Genomic DNA, 21,039 nt, shown 5'->3' with positions numbered 1-21,039 from the left:
GCTCAAGGTCCTCGCCGCAGCAGCCAGAGCGCGTCCAACAGGTCCGTCGTGAGCAGCCGGCTCTGACGCTCCTGCTCCGTGACGAACCCACGCACCTGCTCCGCCACCTCCGGATGGCGCAGCGCGAGCGCCTCGGCCCTGCGGCGGATGAGCTCGGTGTTGCTCGCGTTATAGGCGTCCGTCTCCTCCGTGGTGGGGAGCACCTCGCCCACCAGCCGGTCCCCATGCGACTGCATCCGCCGCCGGGTCTCCTCCAGGTGCACGTAGCCCTCCAGGTCCTCCGAGGACTCCAGCGCCACGCCCTCGGCCACGTAGCAGTCGTTGATGACCATGTACCCACCGGGCCGCACGCAACGCCGCAGCGCCCCCACCGTCTCCGCCGCGTCCCCCAGCACCCGCCCCACCGCGAGCAGCATCACCACGTCCACGCCCTCCACCTCGCCCACCGCCTCGCGCAGATCCCCCTGGCGGAACTCACACAGGCCCGACAGCCCCCGCTCCTCCGCGCGCCGTCTCGCCTGCTCTACGAAGGGCACGAAGCCATCCACCCCCAGCACCCGCAGGCCGAGCTCCCGGGCGAGCGCCAGCGCCACCGTGCCCTTGCCGCACCCCAGGTCCAGCACGCGCGCCCCGGCCGGCAGCCCCAGCGGACGCAGCAGCTCGACGATGTCGCGGACCTCGGTTCCCAACTCGTCCAGGTCCGCCAACAACTCCGGCAGGAAAGGCAACAACTCCGGGGTGGTCTCGAGCGCCGTCGCCACCTGCTCTTCCAACGACTCGTTCTGGCTCATGGAATGAAGCTCACACTCCCGCCCCCGGCGCTCCAGGGGAAACGGCCAGCGCAGCGCCCTGGAGGATGACCGGCACCGCAGCCGCCCACCGGGCCCTCCTCGCCAGGAGGTCCCGCCGTTCCCAGCTTGCACCTGGACAGCTACGGAGGAGCACGGCATGCCCATCCCCTTCCAACTCACCTCTCCCCGCTTCCAGAATGGCGAGACCATTCCCATCGCCTACACCTGCGAAGGAGACGACCTCCCCCCGCCCCTCCACTGGGAGGGCGAGCCGCCAGGGACACGCAGCTTCGCGCTCGTGATGCAGGACCCCGACGCACCAGACCCGGCCAATCCGAAGACCACCTGGACGCACTGGGCGCTCTACAACCTGCCGCCCAACATCCACGACATCCCCGAGTCCATGCTGCGAGAGAGCCTCCCCGAGGGCGCCCGCGAGGCCCTCAATGACTGGAAGCGCATGGGCTACGGCGGGCCGTGTCCGCCCATCGGCCGCCACCGCTACTTCTACCGCGTGTATGCCCTGGACACCGTGCTGCCGGACATGGGGCACGTCACCTGGAAGCAGTTGGAGCGCGCCCTGGAGGGCCACGTCCTCGCCCAGACGGAGCTCATCGGCACCTACGAGAAGTTCAACCACTCCCACCAGCATTGAGCCCCCATTGAGCTCCAACAGGCCCGGAAAACATCCGGGCCTGCTTCCCCCGACCCGTCCGGAGTGCCATCCTCATCCCCCGTGACGACGCCTGACGGAGCGGGGGGGGCCCCGTACCAGCACCTGGACACACTGCCATTCGCCCTGGCTGTCGTCCGCGATCGAAGCATCGTCCACGCCAACACGGCGCTGCTCGAGCTGCTCGGCTTTCCCCGCGAAGAGGTGGTCGGCAAGCTCTTCGAGCTCTTCTCGCCGCAACAGCAGGCCTTCCTCTCCGAGCGGCACACGCGCCGGCGGCAGGGCGAGCCCGTCCCCGACACCTACGAAACGGTGATGCGCACCTCCACCGGCGAGCGGCGCGTGGAGCTGTCCATCTCCATGAAGGGGCCGGAGACGTGGATGCGGGTCCGCGATCTCTCCGGCCGTGTCGTGCACCGCCAACTCCTCCAGCGGGTGGCCACGCTCGGCGCCTCGCTGCCCGGCCTCCACGACGAGGGGGAGGTGCTCAGCCACGTCTTCCAGGGCCTGGCCGAGCTGGAGCTGTCCTACGGCTACCTCGTGCCGGACACGGAGCGGGTGTGGCTGGGCCATGCCTTCGTGGCCACCGGCACCGCCGCGGGCGAGGCGCGCCTCAGCGGCCAGCACCTGGTGGATGTGCCGGGCACCTGGAGCCCCATGCTGCGGCTCGCGTGGACGGAGGGTTCCGCCTACGGGGTCGACTTCGCCCGCGAGACGGCCCAGTTCGTGGGCCCCGATTGGGCCGAGCCGGTGCTCACCCACCTGCGGCGCGTGGGGCCCCTGCGCTCCGTCTGCGTCCGCATCGACCAGGCCGGCAAACCCCGGGCCCTGCTGGCGCTGGCCGCGGACTGGCTGAGCGAGGAGGAGCTGCCCCCGCTGCGCCTCTTCGCCGCCCAGGTGTCCGCCGCCCTGGAGGCCGCCAACACCATTTCCCGCCTGTCCACGCACAACATCGCCCTCACCGCGCTCAGCCGGCTGGCCGCCGTGGCCGCCACCGCCCCGGAGCCCCGTGCCTTCTTCGGGCCCGGCACCGAGGAAATCATCGGCCTGCTGCGCTGCGACTCGGTGCTCCTGCTGCTGCGCACCGAGAGCACCGAGGAGCTGGAGCTCGTCTGGCACCAGGGCACCACCGAGGAGTCGGTGCGGGCCTTCCTCCGCCTGCCCATGCGCGGCACCATGTTCGGCAAGGTCATCGAGCTGGGCATCCCCATGGTGCTGCAGACCGACGACTTCCCCGAGCCCGTGCGTGAGCACCTGCGCGGCAATGGCCGCTCCACCGTGGCCATGGTGCCCCTGCAGGTGCGCTCGCGCATGGTGGGCACGCTCGTCATCACCTTCTCCCAGCACCGCCTGCTGTCCGTCATGGAGCTGGAGACGCTCCAGGCCATGGGCTCCCACTTCGCCGCGGCCATCGAGTCCCACCGGCTCCTCCAGCAGGTGCGCGGACGCGCCGAGGAGCTCGCCCGGCTCCACGCGGAGCTCAAGCACACCCAGCGGCAACTGGTGGAGCACGAGCGGCTGGCCGCGCTCGGCGAGTTGTCCGCCGTGGTGGCCCACGAGGTACGCAACCCCCTGGGCGCCATCTTCAACGCCGTGGCCACCCTGCGCCGCTTCGTCGAGCCCAACGCGCCCGCACGCACCCTCGTCACCATCCTCGAGGAGGAGGCCAACCGCCTCAACCGGCTGGTGGATGACCTGCTCGACTTCGCCCGCCCCTCCGCCCCCGAGCTCTACCCCGTCCCCCTGGCGCTCATGCTCGAGGAGGCCGTGCGCACCGCCACGAACGGCCAGCCCCGCGTCCGCGTGGAGTGGGCCCTGCAACCCGACGTACCGCCCGTCCCCGTGGACGAGCGGAAGATGCGTCAGAGCTTCCTCAACCTCGCCCTCAACGCCGTGCAGGCCATGCCCCAGGGCGGTACGTTGCGGGTGAGCGCGTACCGCTGCACCGGGAAACCCGGCGCCGTGGTGGAGTTCACCGACACCGGCTCCGGCATCCCCCCCGAGCTGCGCGAGCGCCTCTTCCAACCCTTCTTCACCACCAAGGCCACCGGCACCGGCCTGGGGCTCATCATCGTCCAGCGCACCCTGGAGGCCCACGGCGGCCACATCCACGTCGAATCACCTCCCGGCGGCGGCACCACCTTCCGGCTCGTGCTGCCGCTCGGGCCGGAAGTGGAGACCCAGGTGGGGTGACACGGGGAGGGAGTGGAGCGGCCGCTCTCCTGCCTGCCCTCCCGCGCGCCTGACGCCAGTGTCGGGTTCCGCACGCTCACGGGCCGGGGCGAAATCACTTTCAATCCCTTGTCAAGGAATTCCTCTGTCCCACCCTGGTCAGTCCTGACCGGACGGAGTAGAACCAACGAATCCCCAGGTACCGTTCCGTCGCTCGGTGTGGCCGGCCCCTGTCGCCGCCTGGGAAGAGTGCCTCGAGACGCCGGGCCACCCACCGACCCCATCCCGTATCCCGGGAGGTAGCGTGATGCGTCGTCTGCTCGTAGGGAGTGTCGCAGTATCCGCGCTGGCGTTGGCGGGAAATGTCCACGCCGCAGGAGAGTGTGGCTCGACGTCCGCTGGCTGGAACGCGCCCAACGGCGCGGTGGTGTTCGACCGCAGCCAGGGCCCCATCCGCGACGTGCTGGATGCCATCGGCGAATACCGCACCCACTCCATGCTCTCGCATGGCCCTGGCACCACCGTCTCGCACGCCACCATGGCCAACCCCACCCAGGCCCCCTGGCCCGGCGTGTGTAGCAAGCCCATGAGCGGCTTCGACCTGCGCTACGGCTACCCGGGCCTGGAGCAGATCAACCAGGGCGGCATCTACATGTCCCTGTTCGGCAAGGGCCCCGGCCCCGAGTGGACCGGCTGGCAGCAGGGAGACCCCGCCCAGGCCGCGCTGATTGGCGATTCCATCTGGTACAACCACGCGTACACCAGCGACCAGTCCCGCATCGACTCCGGCCAGTGGATCGACCGGCCGGTGCGCAACGGCGCCCGCGTCAACTACTCGCTCTTCCAGTACCGGACGCTCGAGACCGCGCACCAGATTCCGGGCAATGCCTCGAACAACGGCATGGTGTGCTCCACCTTCATGGCCTACGCGCACAACTACGCGGGCCGGGGCGTGGTGACGCCGCACCAGTACTCGCACGCGCAGATCGCCAACGCCTCCAACTCGCTCTACACGGGCATCTACAACGAGTGCAAATCGTCGCTCGGCTGGTTCGTCGACGCGGCGCTCACCGTCGCCTGCCCCACCTTCAACGTCTGCGGCAACGCCGGCAACCAGGTGGCCAACTGCATGTCCGCCAACATGTGCGACACCTCCGATGGCCGCTACTGGAAGAGCGTGCGCGATGATCCCAACGCCACCGCCACCTCCATCAGCCCGGACCGCGTCGGTGGCTGGGGCGTCCACCCCATCAACAACACCATCTGGGGCCCGGACTACACGCACCAGCTCCAGTGGAACTCGGGCGGCAACGTCTACGGCTGCTGGCAGTAACCCTTCCCACTCCGCTTCCCCTCGCAGAGGAGCCACCACCTGATGAGCCCGACCCCCGAGAACCGTTCCCAGCGGCCCTGGCGATGGGTGCTGCTGCTCGCACTCCTCGCCCTCGGGGGTGTGGTGGGCTGGCTCCTCTCGCGGGAGCAGCCCGCGCCGGCCGCTCCGGTGACCCAGGTGCGGACCCGCACGCCGCCCTCCCCGGAGCAGGCCTCCTCTCCAGTGCTCGCCGCCGCGCCAAAGCCTCCCGAGGCGGCCGACGCTCCCGCCACCGCCGAGCCGAAGCCTCCCATCGTGGATGAAATCCTCGTGGAGAAGCAGGAGGTGTGCTCGGGCGAGGACAACCTCATCACCGTGCGCGCCCACACGCCGGATGGCAACGACGCCTACCTGCACTACACCGTGGGCGATGGCACCGGCCAGCGCATCCCCATCCGCGTCTGGCGCAACGACGCGGACGGCTCGTATGAGCTGCCGCGTGTCACCGTCTTCACCAAGGACAACGTCTCCGTCACCGTCCCCCTCCCGCCCTATCGAGTGAAGGACTGCGAGCCCGAGCGGCTCATCCACGTGATGTCGCGGCGCCAGCCCAACTCCGAGGATGACGTCGAGTTCTTCGCCAAGCTGGTGGAGCGGCCCGTACTGGCCGGCCAGCCCGCGCCCAAGCCCTTCGTGCCCGTGCGCTTCGTGTGGACCTTCGACGACGAGGCCCCCGTGACGACGACCGGCCCCATCGTCTCGCACTCCATGCTGAGCAACACGGGCGCCAGCAGCATGTACACCCAGCACCTCATCCGCGTGGACGCCTACGACGCCGCGGGCCGCAAGGAGACCGGCCGCTCCTCGCTCCAGATGCTCAACACCTCCTTCGAGAACTTCGACAAGAAGGGCATCGTCACCCTGCTCGCCGTGGGCTCGCCCCGCTTCCCCGTGCTCGACCCGGACGGCGTGGTGCGCCAGACCTTCCGCCTCTACCACCGCTTCCGCGGGCCCGTGCGCATCACCCAGGTCAAGGCCGTCCGCGCCTTCCGCGGCAACGAAGATTCCCCTCCTCCCCCCGAGCAGGTGGACGTCGCCTCCCTCTCCGTGAGCGAGGTCCCCGAAGGCAAGGGCGCCGAGGTGCAGGTGTCCTTCGACACCAAGGCCGAGCCCGATGTCTTCGCCATCACCTATGCGCTGGAGGGCGTCAGCTCCGAGGGCCACCCCGCGCGCGGCACCTTCTCCGTCATGCGCCCGCCGCCCCGGCCCACCAAGGAGACCAGCACTCCCATCACCGACCCCGTCCTGCTCGCCAAGGTGAAGCGCGCGCGTGAGATCCTCCAGCAGGAGTTCGTCACCGACGAGGACATCTTCCGCCTCGAGCGCGAGGGGAAGTTCGCCGGCCTGCAGGTGGAGAAACCCTCCGGCGAGGTGGCTCCCGCCAGCGGCACGCTCAACGGACGCCCGAGGAATCCCGCGCGGTAGTTGGAGCGAAGACCCTCACCCCGACCCTCTCCCAAAGGGAGAGGGAGGAATGGGGTGGGTGGCGTGGGCGGAGCGAACGCGCCATGCTTCTGCCCATGTCCCTCTTCGATGCCGTGGCCGCTGGTGACCTGGCCCAGGTGGAGGCGCTGCTCGCCGGTGGCGCCGACCCCAATCCCTTCGACTCCGAAGGCCGTACCCCGCTCATCCTCGCCGCCGAGAACGGTCATGAGGAGTTCGTGCGCACCCTGCTCGCCGGTGGCGCCGATCCCTCCCTCACCGACCGCCTGGGCGAGTCCGCCCTCCTCAAGGCCGCCGCCCATGAGCACCCCCGCGTCGCCGCCCTCCTCTATCCCCTCGCCTCCGAGGACGACCAGACCATGGCTCGCACCCTCCTGAGGGTGGGCACCGACTTCCTCAACAACCTCCCGCGCGCCCCGGCTCCGCCCCCCGACGACTTCCGCCGCAAGCTCGCCTCCGCCAGCGCCTACATCTCCGACAAGCTCGGCGACTCCAACCCCTCCGAGCGCCTCGAGCGCCTGCACCGCGCGGAGAGGAACTCCAAGAAGTCCTGAATCTCCCGCCACAGGCTTTTCTGGAATTCGCCCCCTTTGTAGGGTTTTCAACACCTCTATCGCTCAGCACCCAACACTTTCCCGGGTAGGTTTCGGGCGGGTAACAGCCTTCCATGTCACCATGGGTGCTGTTCGGTGCGGCCCTGTGGGTCGCAAGGTGCCACGCAGCCCCCATGTGGGGGGCTCTCGCAATAGGGGGTCATGCATGATGATGATGGATGAGCGTGTGGTGTTCGGTAACACCTTCCACGGCCTCTTCCAGATAGCGCTGCACGGGAGACTCTCCCTCGCGGCCCGGGCGGCACTCGGGCACATGGGACTCCACCTCGACCGGCAGCCGCTCCCCTTCTACCCGGCGTCCGTCTGGCGCCCCTCCCTCGACATCGTCGTCCGGGACCTCTTCCCCGACCTGCAGTACGAGGAGGCCTACCGTCGGCTCGGCCAGAAGATGGTGACGGATGTCAGCGAGACGGTGCTCGGCCGCGGAATGCTCGCGCTGGGCCGCGCGCTCGGGCCCCGCCGGCTGCTCATGCGGATGAACCACAACTTCCGCAACGCCGACAACTACGTGCAGATGCAGCTCAAGGAGCTGGCGCCCACCACGTACGAGGTCCACATCAACGAGACGCTCGGCATGCACTCGTACTACCAGGGCATCATCGAGGCGGCGCTCGGGGCCGCTGGAGCCCGTGAGCCCCACGTGCACCCCGCGCGCGCCGAGGGCGGTGGGTGCACCTACCGCGTCCAGTGGCACTGAGGGAGCGCGGCGCGAGGGGACACTCAATGGGACAGGAGTGAGGCGGCCCGCTGCAGCACGCCCCTCCAGCCCGTCAGCTTCACGTCCTCGCATTCCTCGCGGATCAGCGCCCAGCAACCTTCCTTCTCGTCCGCGCGCAGCTCGTGGCTGGAGCCCGCCGGTGCGCTGCCCCAGTCGCCCGCCTCCAGGAAGCGGCCCCGGTCCCAGACACCTCCGGCCAGCACCATCCCCTCTTCTCCGCCCGGGTGTGCGTGCCTCGGGAAACGGGCCCCTGGTTTCATCTGCACCAGGAAGAGCCCACACCCGCCCGGCGCCTCGCGCACCAGACGTGCCGTCCGGCTGCCACTGCCCGGCACCGGGTGCCAGCGCCACGCCTCCGCCGGTGGCAGTTCCGCCAGCACCGACGCCGGCAGCGGTACGCCCTCCACCGGCCGCGGCGGCTCGTGCCGGGAGGCCTCCGCCCAGATGCGCTCGAAGAGCCCCGCTGGCACGGGCTCCTCGGGCACGGCCTCGAGCAGGGTGCCTCCGGGCGCGGTGAGCCGCCCCACCTCGCGCGTGCAGGCGGGACAGAAGGACAGGTGCGTCTCCAACAGCAGGCGCAGGGGCACGTCCGCGGCGCCCGTGGAGTACGCCAGCAACCGCTCGGAGGGGGGATGGTTCACGGGCATCATCGCTTCACTCCGTCAGCAGGGCCCGCATGTGTTGCAAGGCCATCCGGATGCGGGACTTCAAGGTGCCCAGCGGTACGGAGAGCTCCGCCGCGGCCTCCTCGTGTGTGTAGCCGCCGAGCACCGCCAACTCGACCGCCTGGCGCTGCTCCGGGCTGAGTCCCTCCAGTGCCCGCTCCAGGCTCATCGACAACTCGGGGTCCGCCTGCACGAGCGCCATCACCGGCCGCTCCGCCTCCGAGGCCCCCGCCACTCCTGGCGGCCCACGCCTCCACCGGTCCACCAGCTTGTTGCGGGCGATCCGGTACATCCACGCCAGGGGAGTGCCCTGCCCGGCATGGTAGCTGGAGGCCTTCTGCCAGATGGCCGTGAAGACCTCCTGCACCACGTCCTCGGCGAGCGTGCGATCCCTCGTCACGCGCAGCACGTAGCCCAGCAGCCGGCCCGCGTGCCGCTCGTAATAGGATTGGAAGGCCGCCTTGCTGCCCCGGGCGATGGCGCCGAGTAGCGCCCCATCCTCCTCCATGGCTCCCCCACCAGGTTCTCTCCAGAGGGCCTACGCGGAAAAGGTGCGGATGGATGAGGGCATGAAAAAGGGGAGGACGCTTGTCAGCGCCTCCCCCGGGGGACGGGCAACCCGTCGTCAGTGGCTGCCTGGAGCTAGAACTGATTGGCGCGCGCCTGCTCGAAGGGCACGCGGTGATTCAGGTAGGTCTCCTGGAGGCTGTGGTTCTTGAGGAGGTTGATGCCGCCATCGCCGAAGCGGTGGATGACCGCGTCCTTGCCGGCCTTCTTGATGAAGGTGAGCGGATCCACGCTGCCACCCAGACCGGTGAGCGTGGGGACCGCGTCGCGGTTGTTGATGTAGTGCACGTACTTGGGACCGTCCGGGTAGGTGGCCGCGGCCGCGCCGAAGGTCTCCACGTTCAGCTTGCTCATCACCTTCTCGGTGTCCGCCTTGGACAACCCATCTTCGATGCGCAGCCGGTTGTAGACGTCCTTGAGCGCGCGGCTGGTGATGAGACCACCCTGGCTGTAGCCCATGAGGTGCACATCGCGGCCGGCCTTGAGCTCCGAGTAGACGGTGTCGGCGAGCGTGTCCACGGCCGGGTTGGTGCCCTTGTCCAGTTTGTCCTTCACGCACTGGGCCAGGTCGGAGATGAAGCCCTCGGTGGAGTTGTGGATGCCGATGGCCTTGGCGTTGGTCTTGTCGGCGATGGCCTGGAGGTCGCTGGACTGCCCCGCCTTGTCCGTCATGATGCCGTTGACGTAGATGACGGTCTTCTCGGGGTTGGGGTTGTTGCGCGGGGTGACGCCGGGGATGTCCTTCAGCGACGTGCCGGGCGGGAAGGTCTGGCCGCCGGCGCCCACGAACTGGCCGTCATAGACCTTGTCCTTGGGCTTGCTGCCACCCAGCAGGCTCGCCGAGACCTGGCGAGCGGGACCCGCCTCGAAGGTATCTCCGGCCTGCTTGGTCACCTTGGCGGAGTCGGCCTTCACGGTGTTCACGGCCGGGGTCGTGACCGGCTGGGCCTTCTCGACGGTCTGGCGGCCCACGGGGGCCAGCGGGTTGCGGTTGATCGAGGTCATGGGGGCTCCTACGTAGTCTTGTGTGAAATCCGTTGATCCATTCTCCCATGGAGCCCTGTGGAAGTTGCGTACCCCCCGAATTTTTTCCGGCGGACGGGCGGATCAGGGGTCTGGACACCGGGCTGGCCACGTGCTCTCAGTCCGTGAGAATGAGGAGACCGGGGGCATGGGCGGGCGATTTGCGCGTCTGGTGCTTCGGGATAGCCTCCCACGTCAGGGAGCAATCGTTACGTGAGAGCGCATTCCGGGAGGTCTGCCGTTCAAGGCGCTCTCGTCCTTGTCCTGGCCCTGGTCCTTCCCATCGCCGCGTCCGCTGAGAACGAAGGCGCGATCCGCGGCCACATCATCGCGATCAACAGTCAGTACGAGGATCTCGAGTACGAGCGCGCCCTCGGCCAGGTCAAACTCGCACGCCAACTGCCTCGTAGCACGGACGATGAGGTCACCCTCTCCCTCTATGAGGGCATCATCCTGTGCGAGATGGGTAAACAGGACCTGGGGGCATCGCTCTTCAGGGCTGCCCTCCTTCTCAGGTCCGGCGCGAAGCTACCTGTACAGGTCGCCCCCAAGGTCGACGCGCTCTTCGAGTCCATGCGCACCCAGGTGAAGCAAGAGACGGCCTTCATCCTCCCACCGAGCGGAACGGAGAAACCGTCGACCACGGCCGAGCAAGAACGGCTCGACCCATCCGCCTCGGCATCCACGGGACTTGCCGTGGAGAAGCGCGAGGAAACGAAGGGTGCGCCCATGCCTTCAGAGCCAGGCTCCGCCGAAGCAGAACAAAAGAAGGCAGAACCTGTTGCTGACCAGCCCGTCAAGCTGTCGGACTGCGGGCCCAAACCCGCACGCGTGGCGAGCCGTAGCGTGAAGGAGCGGCAGGTGTGGCTGCTTGCCAGCATGCAGCACGAGCTTTGCCTGCGCGGCGAGTTCCATGGGCTCGTCTCCGAAAAATGGATGGGTTTGAAGACCCGCATAGAGGGCGCCACAACAAGCCAAGAACGGATGCGTATCATCCTGGAGATCGACCAGTTTGCCCGTGAGTTCATATATGGGAACCCACAGCGCAAGGCGGAGCTGCTGGAGGCAAGGCGGTTGGAGACGGAGCGATTGGAAGCGGAGCAGCTGAAAGTAAAGCAGCTGGAGGCTGAGCGGTTGGAGACGAAGCGGTTGGAAGCGGAGCAGCTGAAAGTAGAGCAGCCAGAGGCGGAACTCAGCAGCGAATGGCTGATGCAGCAGCTCCTGCGCCTCCAAGGAAAGCTCCTCCAGGGGGACTTCCCCTCCAAAAGGGTTCCCCTCAGGGAGCTCGACAAGATCGGCCAGCAAATCCGGGCGGCCCACACCACAGAGTCACTACAGGAAGCAGCACACGCCCTCGATGCCTGGCAGCAGAGGCATCTTACTCAATGAAACAGGGCTCCTCCGGAATCACGGCATGAACTCGATGCCCGCCTGCAAGCCCTCGAGCCAGTGAAGCATCCGCATCAGTTCTTGGAGTTCCTCTTCTCCAAGGGCAGATGAGCGCTTTGCGCAGCTGGGGCTTCGGGATAACCTCCCACGTCAGGGAGCAATTATTACATGAGAGTGAATTTCGGGAGGCCTGCCGTTCAAGGCGCACTCGCCCTTGTCCTGGCCCTGGTCCTTCCCTTCGCTGCACTCGCTGAGAACAATGGCGAGATCCGCAACTATCTCATCTCGATCAACCGACTGTACGAGAGTCTCGACTACGAGCTCGCCCACCAGCAGATCCAACTCGCACGCCAACTGCCTCGCAGCACGGACGACGAGGTCACCCTCTCGCTCTACGAAGGCATCATCCTATACGAGCTGCGCAAGCATGGGCCGGCGGCTTCTGTCTTCAGGTCCGCGCTCCTGCTGAGACCTGACGCGAAACTACCCGTGCAGGTAGCCCCCAAAGTCGAGGCGTTCCTCGAGTCCGTGCGCAAACAGGCGAAGCAAGAGGTGGCATCCCTCCTCCCTTCGAGAGGAACGGACAAGCCATCGAACAAGGTGGAGCAGAAACGAGAGAACCCGCCCTCTCCTCCATCAACGGGTCCTACACAGGAAAAGCGCGAGGACACGAAGATTGCGCAGTCGCCCAAGAAGGAAGACCCCTCGAGCGTGGAGTCCAAGGCACCATCAGCCCAGGAGGCCAAGACTGACACAAAGCTTCCTCCCATGCATCCCGCTCCGAGCACCCAGAAAGCGGAGCAGAAGAAAGACGGGCTTGTTGCCTTACAGGCCATCAAGAAACCGGACTGTACGCCTGAGCCCTCTCTGCCAGACCGGACCGCAAGGGAGCGGCAGTTGTCGCGGCTTGCCCTCATGAAACAGGCGCTTTGCGTCAACGGCAAATTCCAGGGGTCCACCTACGAAAAATGGATGGAGTTGAGGAACCGGGTAGAGACCGCGTCAACGCTCGACGAGCGGAGGCTCATCACCACTGATCTCGACCTGTTCGATCGTGAGTTCGCTCATTCGGCTCTAGAGCTAGAGAAGCAAGAGCGACTCGCGGCAGTGCAGCAGAAGGCCACGGAGCGACTCGCGGCAGAGCAGCGGGAAGCAGAGTGGCTCGTGGCAGAGCAGTGGGAAGCGGAGCGGCTCGCAGCGGAGCAGCAGAAGGCCACGGAGCGGCTCGCAGCGGAGCAGCGGAAGGCCGCGGAGCAGCGGAAGGAGGCGGAGCGGAAGGAGGCGGAGCGGAAGGAGGCCGAACGGCAGGAGGCGGAGCGGAAGGAGGCCGAACGGCAGGAGGCGGAGCGGAAGGAGGCCGAACGGCAGGAGGCCGAACGGCAGGAGGCGGAGCGGCGGGAGACCGAGCGGCAGGAGGCCGAACGCACCCAGCAAAAGAAGAGAGCCCGCGAGGACGCGGACCTGGACACATCCAGGTGCCAGCCCATCGTCAGCGCCGACTGCGAACTGCTCATGCAACGGCTCCTCTCCGTTCAGGAGGATTTCCTCCGCACGAATCCGTCCTCCAAACTCGCCTCACTCAGGCAGCTCGTCACGATCGGCCAGGAGATCCGGGCTGCCCGCACCAAAGAGGAACTGCAAGAAGCCGCGCATGCTCTTGACATCTGGAAGCAGCTGCAATTGCCTCAATGAAACCGCACCGATACGTAGGATTGAATTCCGGGAGGTCCATCGTACCAGGAGCACTGCTCCTGCTCCTGGCCCTGGTGCTTCCCTTCGCCGCGCCCGCTGCGAATGAAAACGAGATCCGCAACTACATCATCTCGATCAACCGCCTGTACGAAAGCCTCGACTACGAGTTCGCGCTCAATCAGATCCGACTCGGACGCCAACTACCTCGCAGTACGGATGAGGAGGTCGCCCTCACGCTTTATGAAGGCATCATCCTGTGCGAAATGGGCAAGCCAAGCATGGCAACCTCGGCCTTCAGAGCCGCCCTCCTGCTGAGGCCTGACGCGAAACTACCCGTGCAGGTGGCGCCCAAGGTCGAGGCGCTCTTCGAGTTCGTGCGCAAGCAGGTGAAACAAGAGGTGGCATCTCTCCTCCCATCGAGCGGAACGGAGAAAACGTCGAACAAGTCGGAGCAGAAACGGGAGGACCCTCTTGCTCCGCCATCCACAAGTCCTGCCCTGGAAAAGCACGGGGACACGAGGATTGCGCAGTCAACCAAGAAGGAAGGGTCTTCGAGCGTGGAACCCAGGGCGTCAACAGCCCAGGTGACCAAGACTGACACGAAGCATCCTCCGATGCCTTCCGCTACGAGCGTCCTGAATGCGGAGCAGAAAAAGGAAGCGCCTGTTGCGGTACAGCCCCCCAAGTCACAGGACTGCGGGCCCAAGCCCTCGAGCGTGTCGAGCCGGGACCAGATAAACCAGCAGTTGTGGCGACTTGCCCGCATGCAGCATGCGCTTTGCCTGAGCGGCAAGTTCCAGGGAGTCGTCGCCGAAAGCTGGACGAAATTGAAGGCCCGGATGGAGGACGCGACAACCAGCTACGAGCGGACGCTCATCACCAAGGACATCGACCAGTTTGCCAGTGAGTTCATTTATGAGGACCCACAGCGAGAGGCGGAGCGGCAGGAAGCCGAGCGGCGGGAGGCGGAACGACTAAAAGCAGCGCTGGAAGCGAAGCAGCGAGAAGCCGAGATACCACGGGAAGCCGAGCGCGCTCTGATCAAGAAGAAGTTCCTTGATGCCGCGAATCTGGATACGTCCAAGTGCCAACCCGTTGTCAGTACCGACTGCGAACGTGAGTTGCTCATCCAGCGGCTCAACACCGTTTATAAGATATTCCTCAGCACCAATCCGCCCTCCCCACAGTCCCCCGTCAAGGAACTCCTGACGCTCGTCAGTAGGGTCCAGGCGGCGCGCAACCACGAGGATTTGCAGCAAGCCTCGCAGGCCATCGATGCCTGGCAGCAACGGCGATTCCCCTGATGAAACCGTGCATTGACGTGAGAGAGCATTCTGGGAGGTCTGCCGTTCAAGGCGCTCTCGTCCTTGTCCTGGCCCTGTCCCTTCCCTTCGCCGCGTCCGCTGAGAACGAAGGCGCGATCCGCGGCCACATCATCTCTATCAACAGTCTGTACGAGAATCTCGAATACGAGCTCGCCCTCGGCCAGGTCAAACTCGCACGCCAACTGCTTCGTAGCGCGGACGATGAGGTCACCCTCTCCCTCTATGAGGGCATCATCCTGTGCGAGATGGGTAAACAGGACCTGGGGGCATCGCTCTTCAGAGCCGCCCTCCTGCTCAGGCCCGGCGCGAAGCTACCTGTACAGGTCGCCCCCAAGGTCAACGCGCTCTTCGAGTCCGTGCGGATGCAGGTGAAGCAAGAGGCGGCATCCATCCTCCCGCCGAGTGGAACGGAGAAGCCGTCGACCAGGGCCGAGCAGAACCGGGAAGCCCCACCACCCGACGCCCCTGATACGGACAAACAGCCAAGCAGCAGTCCCACTGCGTCCGAGGGCGGTTCAACACCAGAGGCTCAGCAGGAAAGCCACGCGGACAAGGACCAAGCACCTGCTCGGGTGGAACGGGAGGAACTCAGCAACGAATGGCTCATGAAGAGGCTCCTGCGCCTCCAGGGGAAGTTCCTCCAGGGGGAGTCCCCCTCCAAGCGGGTTCCCCTCAGGGAACTCGACAAGATCGGCCAGCAGATCCGGGCGGCCCACACCACAGAGTCGCTGCGGGAAGCAGCGCACGCCCTCGATGCCTGGCAGCAGAGGCACCTCGCTCCGAGCACCGTAAATGCTCGCCGAGCCCCGTGGTCGAGGAGCTTGACGACGAGCGCGGGGCATGAGGGAGCGCTCACCGCGGTGCGACAGCCAGCGCGGCGCCCGGTCAGCTCAAGACAGGTGGGAATGAGTGCCGTGGCGAGTCAGCCCGCAGCGGACTGCGCGAGCTGGTTGGGCAGGGGAATCGCTTCCCCGCGCAGGGCCGCCAGCGCGGCCTCTCGCAGGTAGCGCTTGGGGTCCACCCCGCCCAGCTTCGCCGTCTCCATCAGGCTGTAGTAGAGGGCCGCCACCTCGGTGCCACGCCGGCTCCGGCTGCCGTAGTGGTTCTTGCGCCCCAGCGCCAGCCCGCGCATGGCGCGCTCGGTGGCCCCATTGTCCAGCGGCACCCGCGGGTCCGTCAGAAACCGCGTCAGCCCCGTCCACCGGTTGCTCATGTATTTGATTGCCTGGCCCAGCGCCGACTGGGGCAATGCGCGCTGCTCGCACGCCCACTGGTGCAGCCGCTCGATGATGGTACGACTCTTGTGCTGTCGCAGCTCCAGCAGGCGCTCCAGGCTCTCGGGTCCCTCCTTGTACTCGCGCTCCACTGCGTACAGCCCGGCAATCATCTCCAGAGCCTCTTCGGCCTGGGGGAAGGCCTCCACGCACTCCACGTACTTGCGCCGCGCGTGCATCCAGCAGTTCACCAGGGTCAGCTTCCCCCCGGAGCCCGCGGCGGCGCTCTCGTAGGTGCTCAGCCCATCCACCATGAGGATTCCGCCATAATCCTGGAGCATGTTGCGCGCGGCCTCGGTGTCCCGGCCCTCCTGTATCCGGTACACCACTGCGTCGGGGGCGCACAGCGCCCAGGCGTGCCAGCGCGTCTGGCTCTTGCTGCCCAGCAGCGGCCAGCGCGTCTCGTCTCCCCCCAGAATCTCGCGCGTCAGCAGCGCCGCGTGCAGCGCCTCGTGCGCGGGCGACAGCAACCGCGCCAGCGCGTCAATCTGGTCCCAGAGTGTCTGGCTGTCCACCACCAGCCCCTCGCGCTCCATGCTTCCCACCTGCCGCTCCAGGGGCATGTGGTCGAGGTACTTGGCCACGGCCACCTCCACGGCGAAGTCCACGGAGTAGCGCCCACCGGCCTGGAGCTTGGGCGGGCCCAGGGCCGTCTCCACGCACCCGCCGCAGCCGCAGCGATACTTCTGGCGCTTGTGGCGGCGCAGCACGAAGCGCCGCTCCACCACGTCCACCTCCTCGGCCTCCTCGTAGCAGCCCTTCATCTGCGCCAGCGCCCCGCCGCACTTGGGACACTGCTTGTCGGGCTCCTCCAGCGTGTGTTCCACCTCCAGCGTCGGCAGCGTGGGCTGGGCGCGCGGGCCGTGGCCGTGCGTGGGCGGCTCGGGTTTGTTCCCCTCGTCCTGCTCGCGCTGGGGGCGCTTCTCGCTGGAGCGGCCAAACAGCTCGCCGGTGCGCTGCGCGAGCTGCCGCTCCAACTCCTGCAAACGCAGCTGCAACTCCTCGGCGTCCTTGCCCTGGGCGCTCATCAGCTTGCGCGTGAGCTCCACCACGCGCGCCACCAGGCGTCTGTTTTCCGCCTCCAACAGGAGGGCCGCCTGGCGCAGCCTCTCCACGTCCTTCTCCGTCGTAAGCTGGAAGCTCATGCGCGGGTAGTGCCATGCCAGCACCCGCCCGCGCAAGTAGTGCGCGCGGCATGACTCACGAAGTCACCGCCCCAGCGTCCTCCGGCTGGAAGAGCGGCGCCAGCGTGTACGGCGCGGGCGACAGCGGCGCTCGTCCCACCAGCTCGCTGCCCTCCAGAAACAGGGCCAACTCCGACACCGTCAGCACCAGCGGCGGCTTGTCGCTCTCTGGCTGCCACAGCGGCGCGAAGCGTCCTTTCTCCAGCCGCTTGGCGTACAGGCACAGCCCGGTGCCGTCCCAGAAGAGCGCCTTGGCCCTCTTCCTGTCCCGTCCCACGAAGAGGAAGACGTCGCCCGAGAGGAAGTCGCGGCCCAGTGCCTGCGTCACCAGCCCGCTCAGCGCGTCGTAGCTCTTGCGCATGTCGCACGGCTGCCCGTAGGCGTACACCGCGAGCCTGCGCGTGGAGCCAATCACAGCAGCCCTCGCAGCAACCTCACCGCGTCCTCAACGCACAGGCCCTCTACCCGTACTCCTCCGGGCCCGTGCGCCACCAGCCCTCCTCTTCTGGCCTCGGGGCGCGCGTCCTTCACCTCCACGGGGACCAGCGCTGCCCTCGCGGGCTCCTCATGAGTGGCACGGCGAGCTGCGCTGCCCCAGCGGCTGAGCGTCCAACTGCTCACGCCCAACTCCTTCGCCGCTTCCTCCCTGCTCGCCCCCTGTTGCTGGCGCGCTCGCATGTACGCCACCGCTTCCTGTCTCTGCTCCTGCGTGTAGCGCGTACGCGGGCCCACTTCGCCCCGCTCGAGTACCTGCCGCCGGAACTTCTCCGCCTGCTCCTTCATTTCCATCGCTTCCTCCTCCTTCACGGGGGCGACGGACATGCTCACGCCTCTGCTCTCGCGTCACGACGGGCTCGGGCGAGGATTTACAGCGCAGGGCCCGTACGTGTACGTGCCGGTGGATGGCACGTCACTGACGCTGCCAGCGGCGCGCAAGAAACCGAAGGCCAAGGGCTTCGGCCCGGTGGGCACGACGCGAGCCAAAGCACGGGGCCTGGAGGTGGTCAGTGCCATCGTGGTCAATGACAAGGGGGTGGCACTGGGGCCGAGCGGGCAGCACATGTGGGCGCGCAAGGCAGTGCGCAAGAAACCCGCTGCCAGCCGGGCGTTGGAGGACAAGGAGACGCGCCACTGGCTGGACGTCATGGAGCAGGTGCTGAGAGCGCGAGAAGCGGCCGGGTATGAGGGGCGGCCCTGGTTTCAGTTGGACAGAGGGGGAGACTGCCGGGACATCCTGCACTGGGCCGTCATGACGGACGGCTGGATGACAGTACGTGCCGCGCAGGACAGGTGCGTGGACTGGCCGCTGGAGGGCAAGCTGTGGCAGGTGGTGGAGGCCCAAAAGCCCCTGGGGCGCTACAAGCTGCCGGTGCCAGCTGGCCCCAAGCGCACCGCACGCGAGGCAACCATGCAGGTGCGAGCCACTGCGCTGGTACTGCCACTGAAACACGGCTGGACCAAGAAGCTGCTGCCGGTGGAAGTCTTCGCCGTGCAGGCGGTGGAAATCAGCCCCGTGCCGGCCAACGAGCAGCCCATTGAGTGGATGTTGCTGACCACTCACCCGGTGCACGACTTCACGGACGCTTGCCGTGTGCTGCACGCCTACGCCCAGCGCTGGCGCCTGGAGGAGGTGCACAAGTGTTGGAAGTCCGTCTGTAAGGTGGAGGAGAGCAACCTGGAGAGTGCCGCCAGCTTCACCCGCTGGGCTACCCTGCTCTTCTCCGTGGCCCTGCGAATAGAGCGACTCAAGCGTCTGGCGCGTGAAGCCCCTGAAGCGCCGGCCGATGTGGAACTATCGCGCTGGGAGATTCGCGCCCTGCTTTTCAGGCACGACGCGAACGGCTATCGCAGCGACGCCACTCCCACCATCGGCCAGGCCGTCCTGTGGATTGCCCGCCTGGGCGGCTACTCCAAATCCTCTGGAGGGCCGCCCGGCTCCATCGTCCTGGGCCGGGGCCTTGAGAAGCTGGCCGTCATTACCGAGGATCTCCAGCGCATCCACGAGCTGGGCCTGAAAATGTGACTAATGCTCAGCCTCGGGAGAGGGTCAGGGTGAGGGTCTTCCCCCCGGGGCCCCCTCGGAACCTACGGAAGCCTCGGCGCCTCCACGTCCGTGACGATGAGCGTGTTGGTGCGCGCATCCACGGTCACCCGGCCCCTCGGAGACAGCACCCCCTGCACGTGCGGCAGCAGCTCCGACGCCCGCGCGTAGTTGACCGGAATCAGCCACGTGCGCAGCGGCGCCGCCTGCTCCTTCGCCTCCTTCAGGCGAACGAGCGCCTCGGCCTCCTCCTGCAGCGTCTTCAGCGACGCCACGCGCAGGATGCTGCCCCGCCGCTCCATGCCCAGCCCGCGCGAGGCCAGCACCACGTCCAGCGCCTCCGTCCACACCACGTTGCGCAACGACAGCGTCACCGTGCCCTGAACCTCCTCGGACACCACCAGGTTCAACCGGCCCACGTCCGCCAGCATCCTCAGCACGTCGTGCACGTTGGCCCGGGTGACATCCAACGAGATGCGCTTCGCCTCCTTCGGCGATTTCGCCACTGCGGGCGCGGCGGCGAGCGTCAGTGCGAGGAACACGGCTCGGACAGGTCTCATGGAGCCAGTCCAACCCCGCGACCCCACTCACTTCAAGTGCTCCCAGCCCTTTTGTCCTCCATGGACTTCGGGGTGGGACGCGCCCTGCCTCCGCCCCACATCCCCCGGCGTGTGGCCGGTGCATTTCCTCCGGGGTCTTTGATTGCGAAACAGCCCGAACCGGCAACCTGCGCGTGCTCTCCCAGTGTCGCGCCAGGACTGCCGGTCCGCACGCGGTGGGTGCCTCCCCCCGCGGATTCGGGACCAGGCTCCCTCCAGGCCTCCACCCTGGAGGGGGCCGTGCGGATTTCCTCGAGAGTCCCGGACCGGCCCGCGCTACCCCGTGGCGAGCAGCTCGCCCAGCAGCACGGAGAGGCGCGGCCAGAGCCATACCCACAGCACGAGCGAACCCGCGCCCAGTCCCGTCGCGGCCAGGGCCTGTCCCCGGCGGCCGATGGGAGGACGGGCCTCGGGATTCACGCGCCGCAGCGCCGTCAGGCCCAGCCCCAGGGCCACCGGTGCGAAGAGGGGGAAGAACACCCCGTACACCCCGAGCTGCAACCCCACCAGGGCCAGGGGGTTGTTCTCGTGGCGGTTCCACAGCCGCAGCAGGGCGCCGTCCGGAATGGACACCCGGTGGAAGAGCTTGTGCCTCGGGTCCTGGTAGACGGAGGCCCCCATGCCCAGGAGGAACAGGGCGGGGACGACGAGCAGGGGCTCCTGTGACACCAGCCCAAGCACCCCCAGGCCTCCGGGCAGGGCGATCAGCCCCGCGCGGGCCCACCGCTGGCCGAAGAAGCACCCCAGGCCCACCGCCGAGCAGGCGAGCAGGAAGGCTCCCGGCAGGGAGTCTCCGCTCAGCAGCAGCGTGAGGCCGGGCGCCAGCATCATCAGACCGCCCAGCCCGAGGAACCAGGCCAACGAGTCCCGCCGCCCCCACAGCTTGAGCCGGAAGGCCTCCAGGTAATTGACCTCGGGGAGCGCGGCGCAGGCGGCGCAGTAGACGGCGCCGAGCACCCAGGTGGCGCACCCGGGGCAGAAGAAGCCGCCGCAGCGCGTGCAGATGCCCTCGGCGGGGACGTCCGGGTGCACGGCACAGCGGGGAAGCGTGGCGCCCGAGGCGCCGGCGGGGGGCATGGGCCCGAGTATCTCACGAAGCCGCCCGCCCCTTCCTCGAAGGGCGGGGCAGGCGCCGCTTGTTGCCGCCACCGCGCACCCCCACCCTCGAAGGGGAGGGCCACTACCGAACGAGGGAAACGCCATGGCGGACCATACGTGGGGCAACTGCAAGGGCTGCCGCTTCTTCAACAGCCACAACGCCCAACCCGATGACACCGAAGTCGCCCAGTGCACACAGCCCGAGCTGCGGGATTTCGAGTTGCAGGTGACGGGGATGAGCGGCTGCAAGGAATTCGAGGCTCGCACCGGTGTCTCCGGAGGCGCCTACCAGGAGCCCGAGGCCACCACCATGCACTGAGGGACGTGCGTCCCACCCGGCATAGCCGCTAGCGTCCCGCTCGTCCGGTCTCCACCCGGGGGCCGGCCACACACGAGGGA

21 protein-coding genes are annotated in these 21,039 nt (G+C 67.5%); 12 read left to right on the top strand and 9 right to left on the bottom strand.

Features of this window, described 5'->3' with window-relative positions; genetic code table 11:
* Window positions 1-2 precede the first annotated feature (2 nt).
* A complete protein-coding gene (locus tag BO221_RS08315; RefSeq protein WP_073559851.1) occupies window positions 3-791 on the bottom strand; it encodes a cyclopropane-fatty-acyl-phospholipid synthase family protein in 789 nt (262 codons plus the stop codon).
* A gap of 157 nt (window positions 792-948) precedes the next feature.
* Here BO221_RS08315 and BO221_RS08310 point away from each other — a divergent pair, with 157 nt between their 5' ends.
* From BO221_RS08310 to BO221_RS08285, 6 genes are all read left to right on the top strand, one after another.
* Window positions 949-1,446: a YbhB/YbcL family Raf kinase inhibitor-like protein gene (locus BO221_RS08310; protein WP_073559850.1), complete on the top strand. Its 498-nt coding sequence runs from the start codon at window positions 949-951 to the stop codon at window positions 1,444-1,446.
* Window positions 1,447-1,527: 81 nt separating this feature from the next.
* Window positions 1,528-3,657 (top strand): ATP-binding protein, encoded by a 2,130-nt coding sequence (locus tag BO221_RS08305; RefSeq protein ID WP_233165795.1) that lies wholly within the window; start codon window positions 1,528-1,530, stop codon window positions 3,655-3,657.
* Window positions 3,658-3,943: 286 nt separating this feature from the next.
* On the top strand, window positions 3,944-4,969 hold the full coding sequence (locus tag BO221_RS08300; RefSeq protein ID WP_073559849.1) for a hypothetical protein: 1,026 nt from the start codon (window positions 3,944-3,946) through the stop codon (window positions 4,967-4,969).
* 42 nt (window positions 4,970-5,011) lie between these two features.
* Window positions 5,012-6,433: a hypothetical protein gene (locus BO221_RS08295; RefSeq protein WP_198956076.1), complete on the top strand. Its 1,422-nt coding sequence runs from the start codon at window positions 5,012-5,014 to the stop codon at window positions 6,431-6,433.
* An 83-nt stretch (window positions 6,434-6,516) separates the two neighbouring features.
* Window positions 6,517-7,005 carry an ankyrin repeat domain-containing protein gene (locus BO221_RS08290; protein ID WP_233165793.1) on the top strand — a complete coding sequence of 163 codons (489 nt, stop codon included), beginning with the start codon at window positions 6,517-6,519 and terminating at the stop codon, window positions 7,003-7,005.
* 205 nt (window positions 7,006-7,210) lie between these two features.
* Window positions 7,211-7,762: a DUF2378 family protein gene (locus BO221_RS08285; protein ID WP_073559848.1), complete on the top strand. Its 552-nt coding sequence runs from the start codon at window positions 7,211-7,213 to the stop codon at window positions 7,760-7,762.
* Window positions 7,763-7,785: 23 nt separating this feature from the next.
* On the opposite strand, the gene BO221_RS08280 is transcribed toward BO221_RS08285, so the two are convergent.
* From BO221_RS08280 to BO221_RS08270, 3 genes are all read right to left on the bottom strand, one after another.
* On the bottom strand, window positions 7,786-8,433 hold the full coding sequence (locus BO221_RS08280; RefSeq protein WP_073559847.1) for a cupin domain-containing protein: 648 nt from the start codon (window positions 8,431-8,433) through the stop codon (window positions 7,786-7,788).
* Window positions 8,434-8,437: 4 nt separating this feature from the next.
* On the bottom strand, window positions 8,438-8,956 hold the full coding sequence (locus BO221_RS08275; RefSeq protein WP_073559846.1) for an RNA polymerase sigma factor: 519 nt from the start codon (window positions 8,954-8,956) through the stop codon (window positions 8,438-8,440).
* A gap of 134 nt (window positions 8,957-9,090) precedes the next feature.
* Entirely contained in the window at window positions 9,091-10,020 is a 930-nt protein-coding gene (locus BO221_RS08270; protein WP_073559845.1) for a hypothetical protein, read from the bottom strand.
* A gap of 231 nt (window positions 10,021-10,251) precedes the next feature.
* Here BO221_RS08270 and BO221_RS08265 point away from each other — a divergent pair, with 231 nt between their 5' ends.
* The 4 genes from BO221_RS08265 to BO221_RS53515 all read left to right on the top strand — a co-directional run bounded on the left by BO221_RS08265 (window position 10,252) and on the right by BO221_RS53515 (window position 15,451).
* Window positions 10,252-11,427, top strand: coding sequence for a hypothetical protein (locus BO221_RS08265; RefSeq protein WP_073559844.1), 1,176 nt, complete (start codon window positions 10,252-10,254; stop codon window positions 11,425-11,427).
* A 168-nt stretch (window positions 11,428-11,595) separates the two neighbouring features.
* Window positions 11,596-13,119, top strand: coding sequence for a hypothetical protein (locus tag BO221_RS55360; RefSeq protein ID WP_073559843.1), 1,524 nt, complete (start codon window positions 11,596-11,598; stop codon window positions 13,117-13,119).
* Between the two features lie 74 nt (window positions 13,120-13,193).
* A complete protein-coding gene (locus BO221_RS08255) occupies window positions 13,194-14,423 on the top strand; it encodes a hypothetical protein (protein ID WP_073559842.1) in 1,230 nt (409 codons plus the stop codon).
* A complete protein-coding gene (locus tag BO221_RS53515; RefSeq protein ID WP_143195336.1) occupies window positions 14,423-15,451 on the top strand; it encodes a hypothetical protein in 1,029 nt (342 codons plus the stop codon). The genes BO221_RS08255 and BO221_RS53515 overlap by 1 nt, the downstream gene beginning before the upstream one ends.
* Here the strand turns inward: BO221_RS53515 and BO221_RS08245 are convergent.
* From BO221_RS08245 to BO221_RS08235, 3 genes are read right to left on the bottom strand one after another with little or no spacing between them, the layout of a single operon-like run.
* Entirely contained in the window at window positions 15,367-16,863 is a 1,497-nt protein-coding gene (locus BO221_RS08245; protein WP_143195195.1) for an IS66 family transposase, read from the bottom strand. The genes BO221_RS53515 and BO221_RS08245 overlap by 85 nt on opposite strands.
* A 55-nt stretch (window positions 16,864-16,918) precedes the next feature.
* Window positions 16,919-17,317 carry an IS66 family insertion sequence element accessory protein TnpB gene (tnpB, locus tag BO221_RS08240; RefSeq protein ID WP_083680609.1) on the bottom strand — a complete coding sequence of 133 codons (399 nt, stop codon included), beginning with the start codon at window positions 17,315-17,317 and terminating at the stop codon, window positions 16,919-16,921.
* Complete coding sequence (locus BO221_RS08235) at window positions 17,314-17,724, bottom strand: helix-turn-helix transcriptional regulator (RefSeq protein WP_073558437.1); 411 nt, start codon at window positions 17,722-17,724, stop codon at window positions 17,314-17,316. Before BO221_RS08235 ends, tnpB begins: the two co-directional genes overlap by 4 nt.
* Between BO221_RS08235 and BO221_RS08230 the strand changes: the two genes are divergently transcribed.
* Entirely contained in the window at window positions 17,723-18,925 is a 1,203-nt protein-coding gene (locus tag BO221_RS08230; RefSeq protein ID WP_143195335.1) for an IS4 family transposase, read from the top strand. The genes BO221_RS08235 and BO221_RS08230 overlap by 2 nt on opposite strands.
* A gap of 62 nt (window positions 18,926-18,987) precedes the next feature.
* On the opposite strand, the gene BO221_RS08225 is transcribed toward BO221_RS08230, so the two are convergent.
* A complete protein-coding gene (locus BO221_RS08225) occupies window positions 18,988-19,503 on the bottom strand; it encodes a secretin N-terminal domain-containing protein (RefSeq protein WP_073559838.1) in 516 nt (171 codons plus the stop codon).
* A gap of 315 nt (window positions 19,504-19,818) precedes the next feature.
* Window positions 19,819-20,619 carry a DUF4190 domain-containing protein gene (locus tag BO221_RS08220; protein ID WP_073559837.1) on the bottom strand — a complete coding sequence of 267 codons (801 nt, stop codon included), beginning with the start codon at window positions 20,617-20,619 and terminating at the stop codon, window positions 19,819-19,821.
* Between the two features lie 124 nt (window positions 20,620-20,743).
* Here BO221_RS08220 and BO221_RS08215 point away from each other — a divergent pair, with 124 nt between their 5' ends.
* Window positions 20,744-20,959, top strand: coding sequence for a hypothetical protein (locus BO221_RS08215; protein ID WP_073559836.1), 216 nt, complete (start codon window positions 20,744-20,746; stop codon window positions 20,957-20,959).
* The last annotated feature ends 80 nt before the right edge of the window (window positions 20,960-21,039 follow it).

Source organism: Archangium sp. Cb G35 (assembly GCF_001896145.1).
Taxonomy (GTDB): Bacteria; Myxococcota; Myxococcia; order Myxococcales; family Myxococcaceae; genus Archangium; species Archangium violaceum.
The sequence above is the reverse complement of the archived record's forward strand: the minus strand, read 5'-3'. Positions and strand labels throughout refer to the sequence as shown.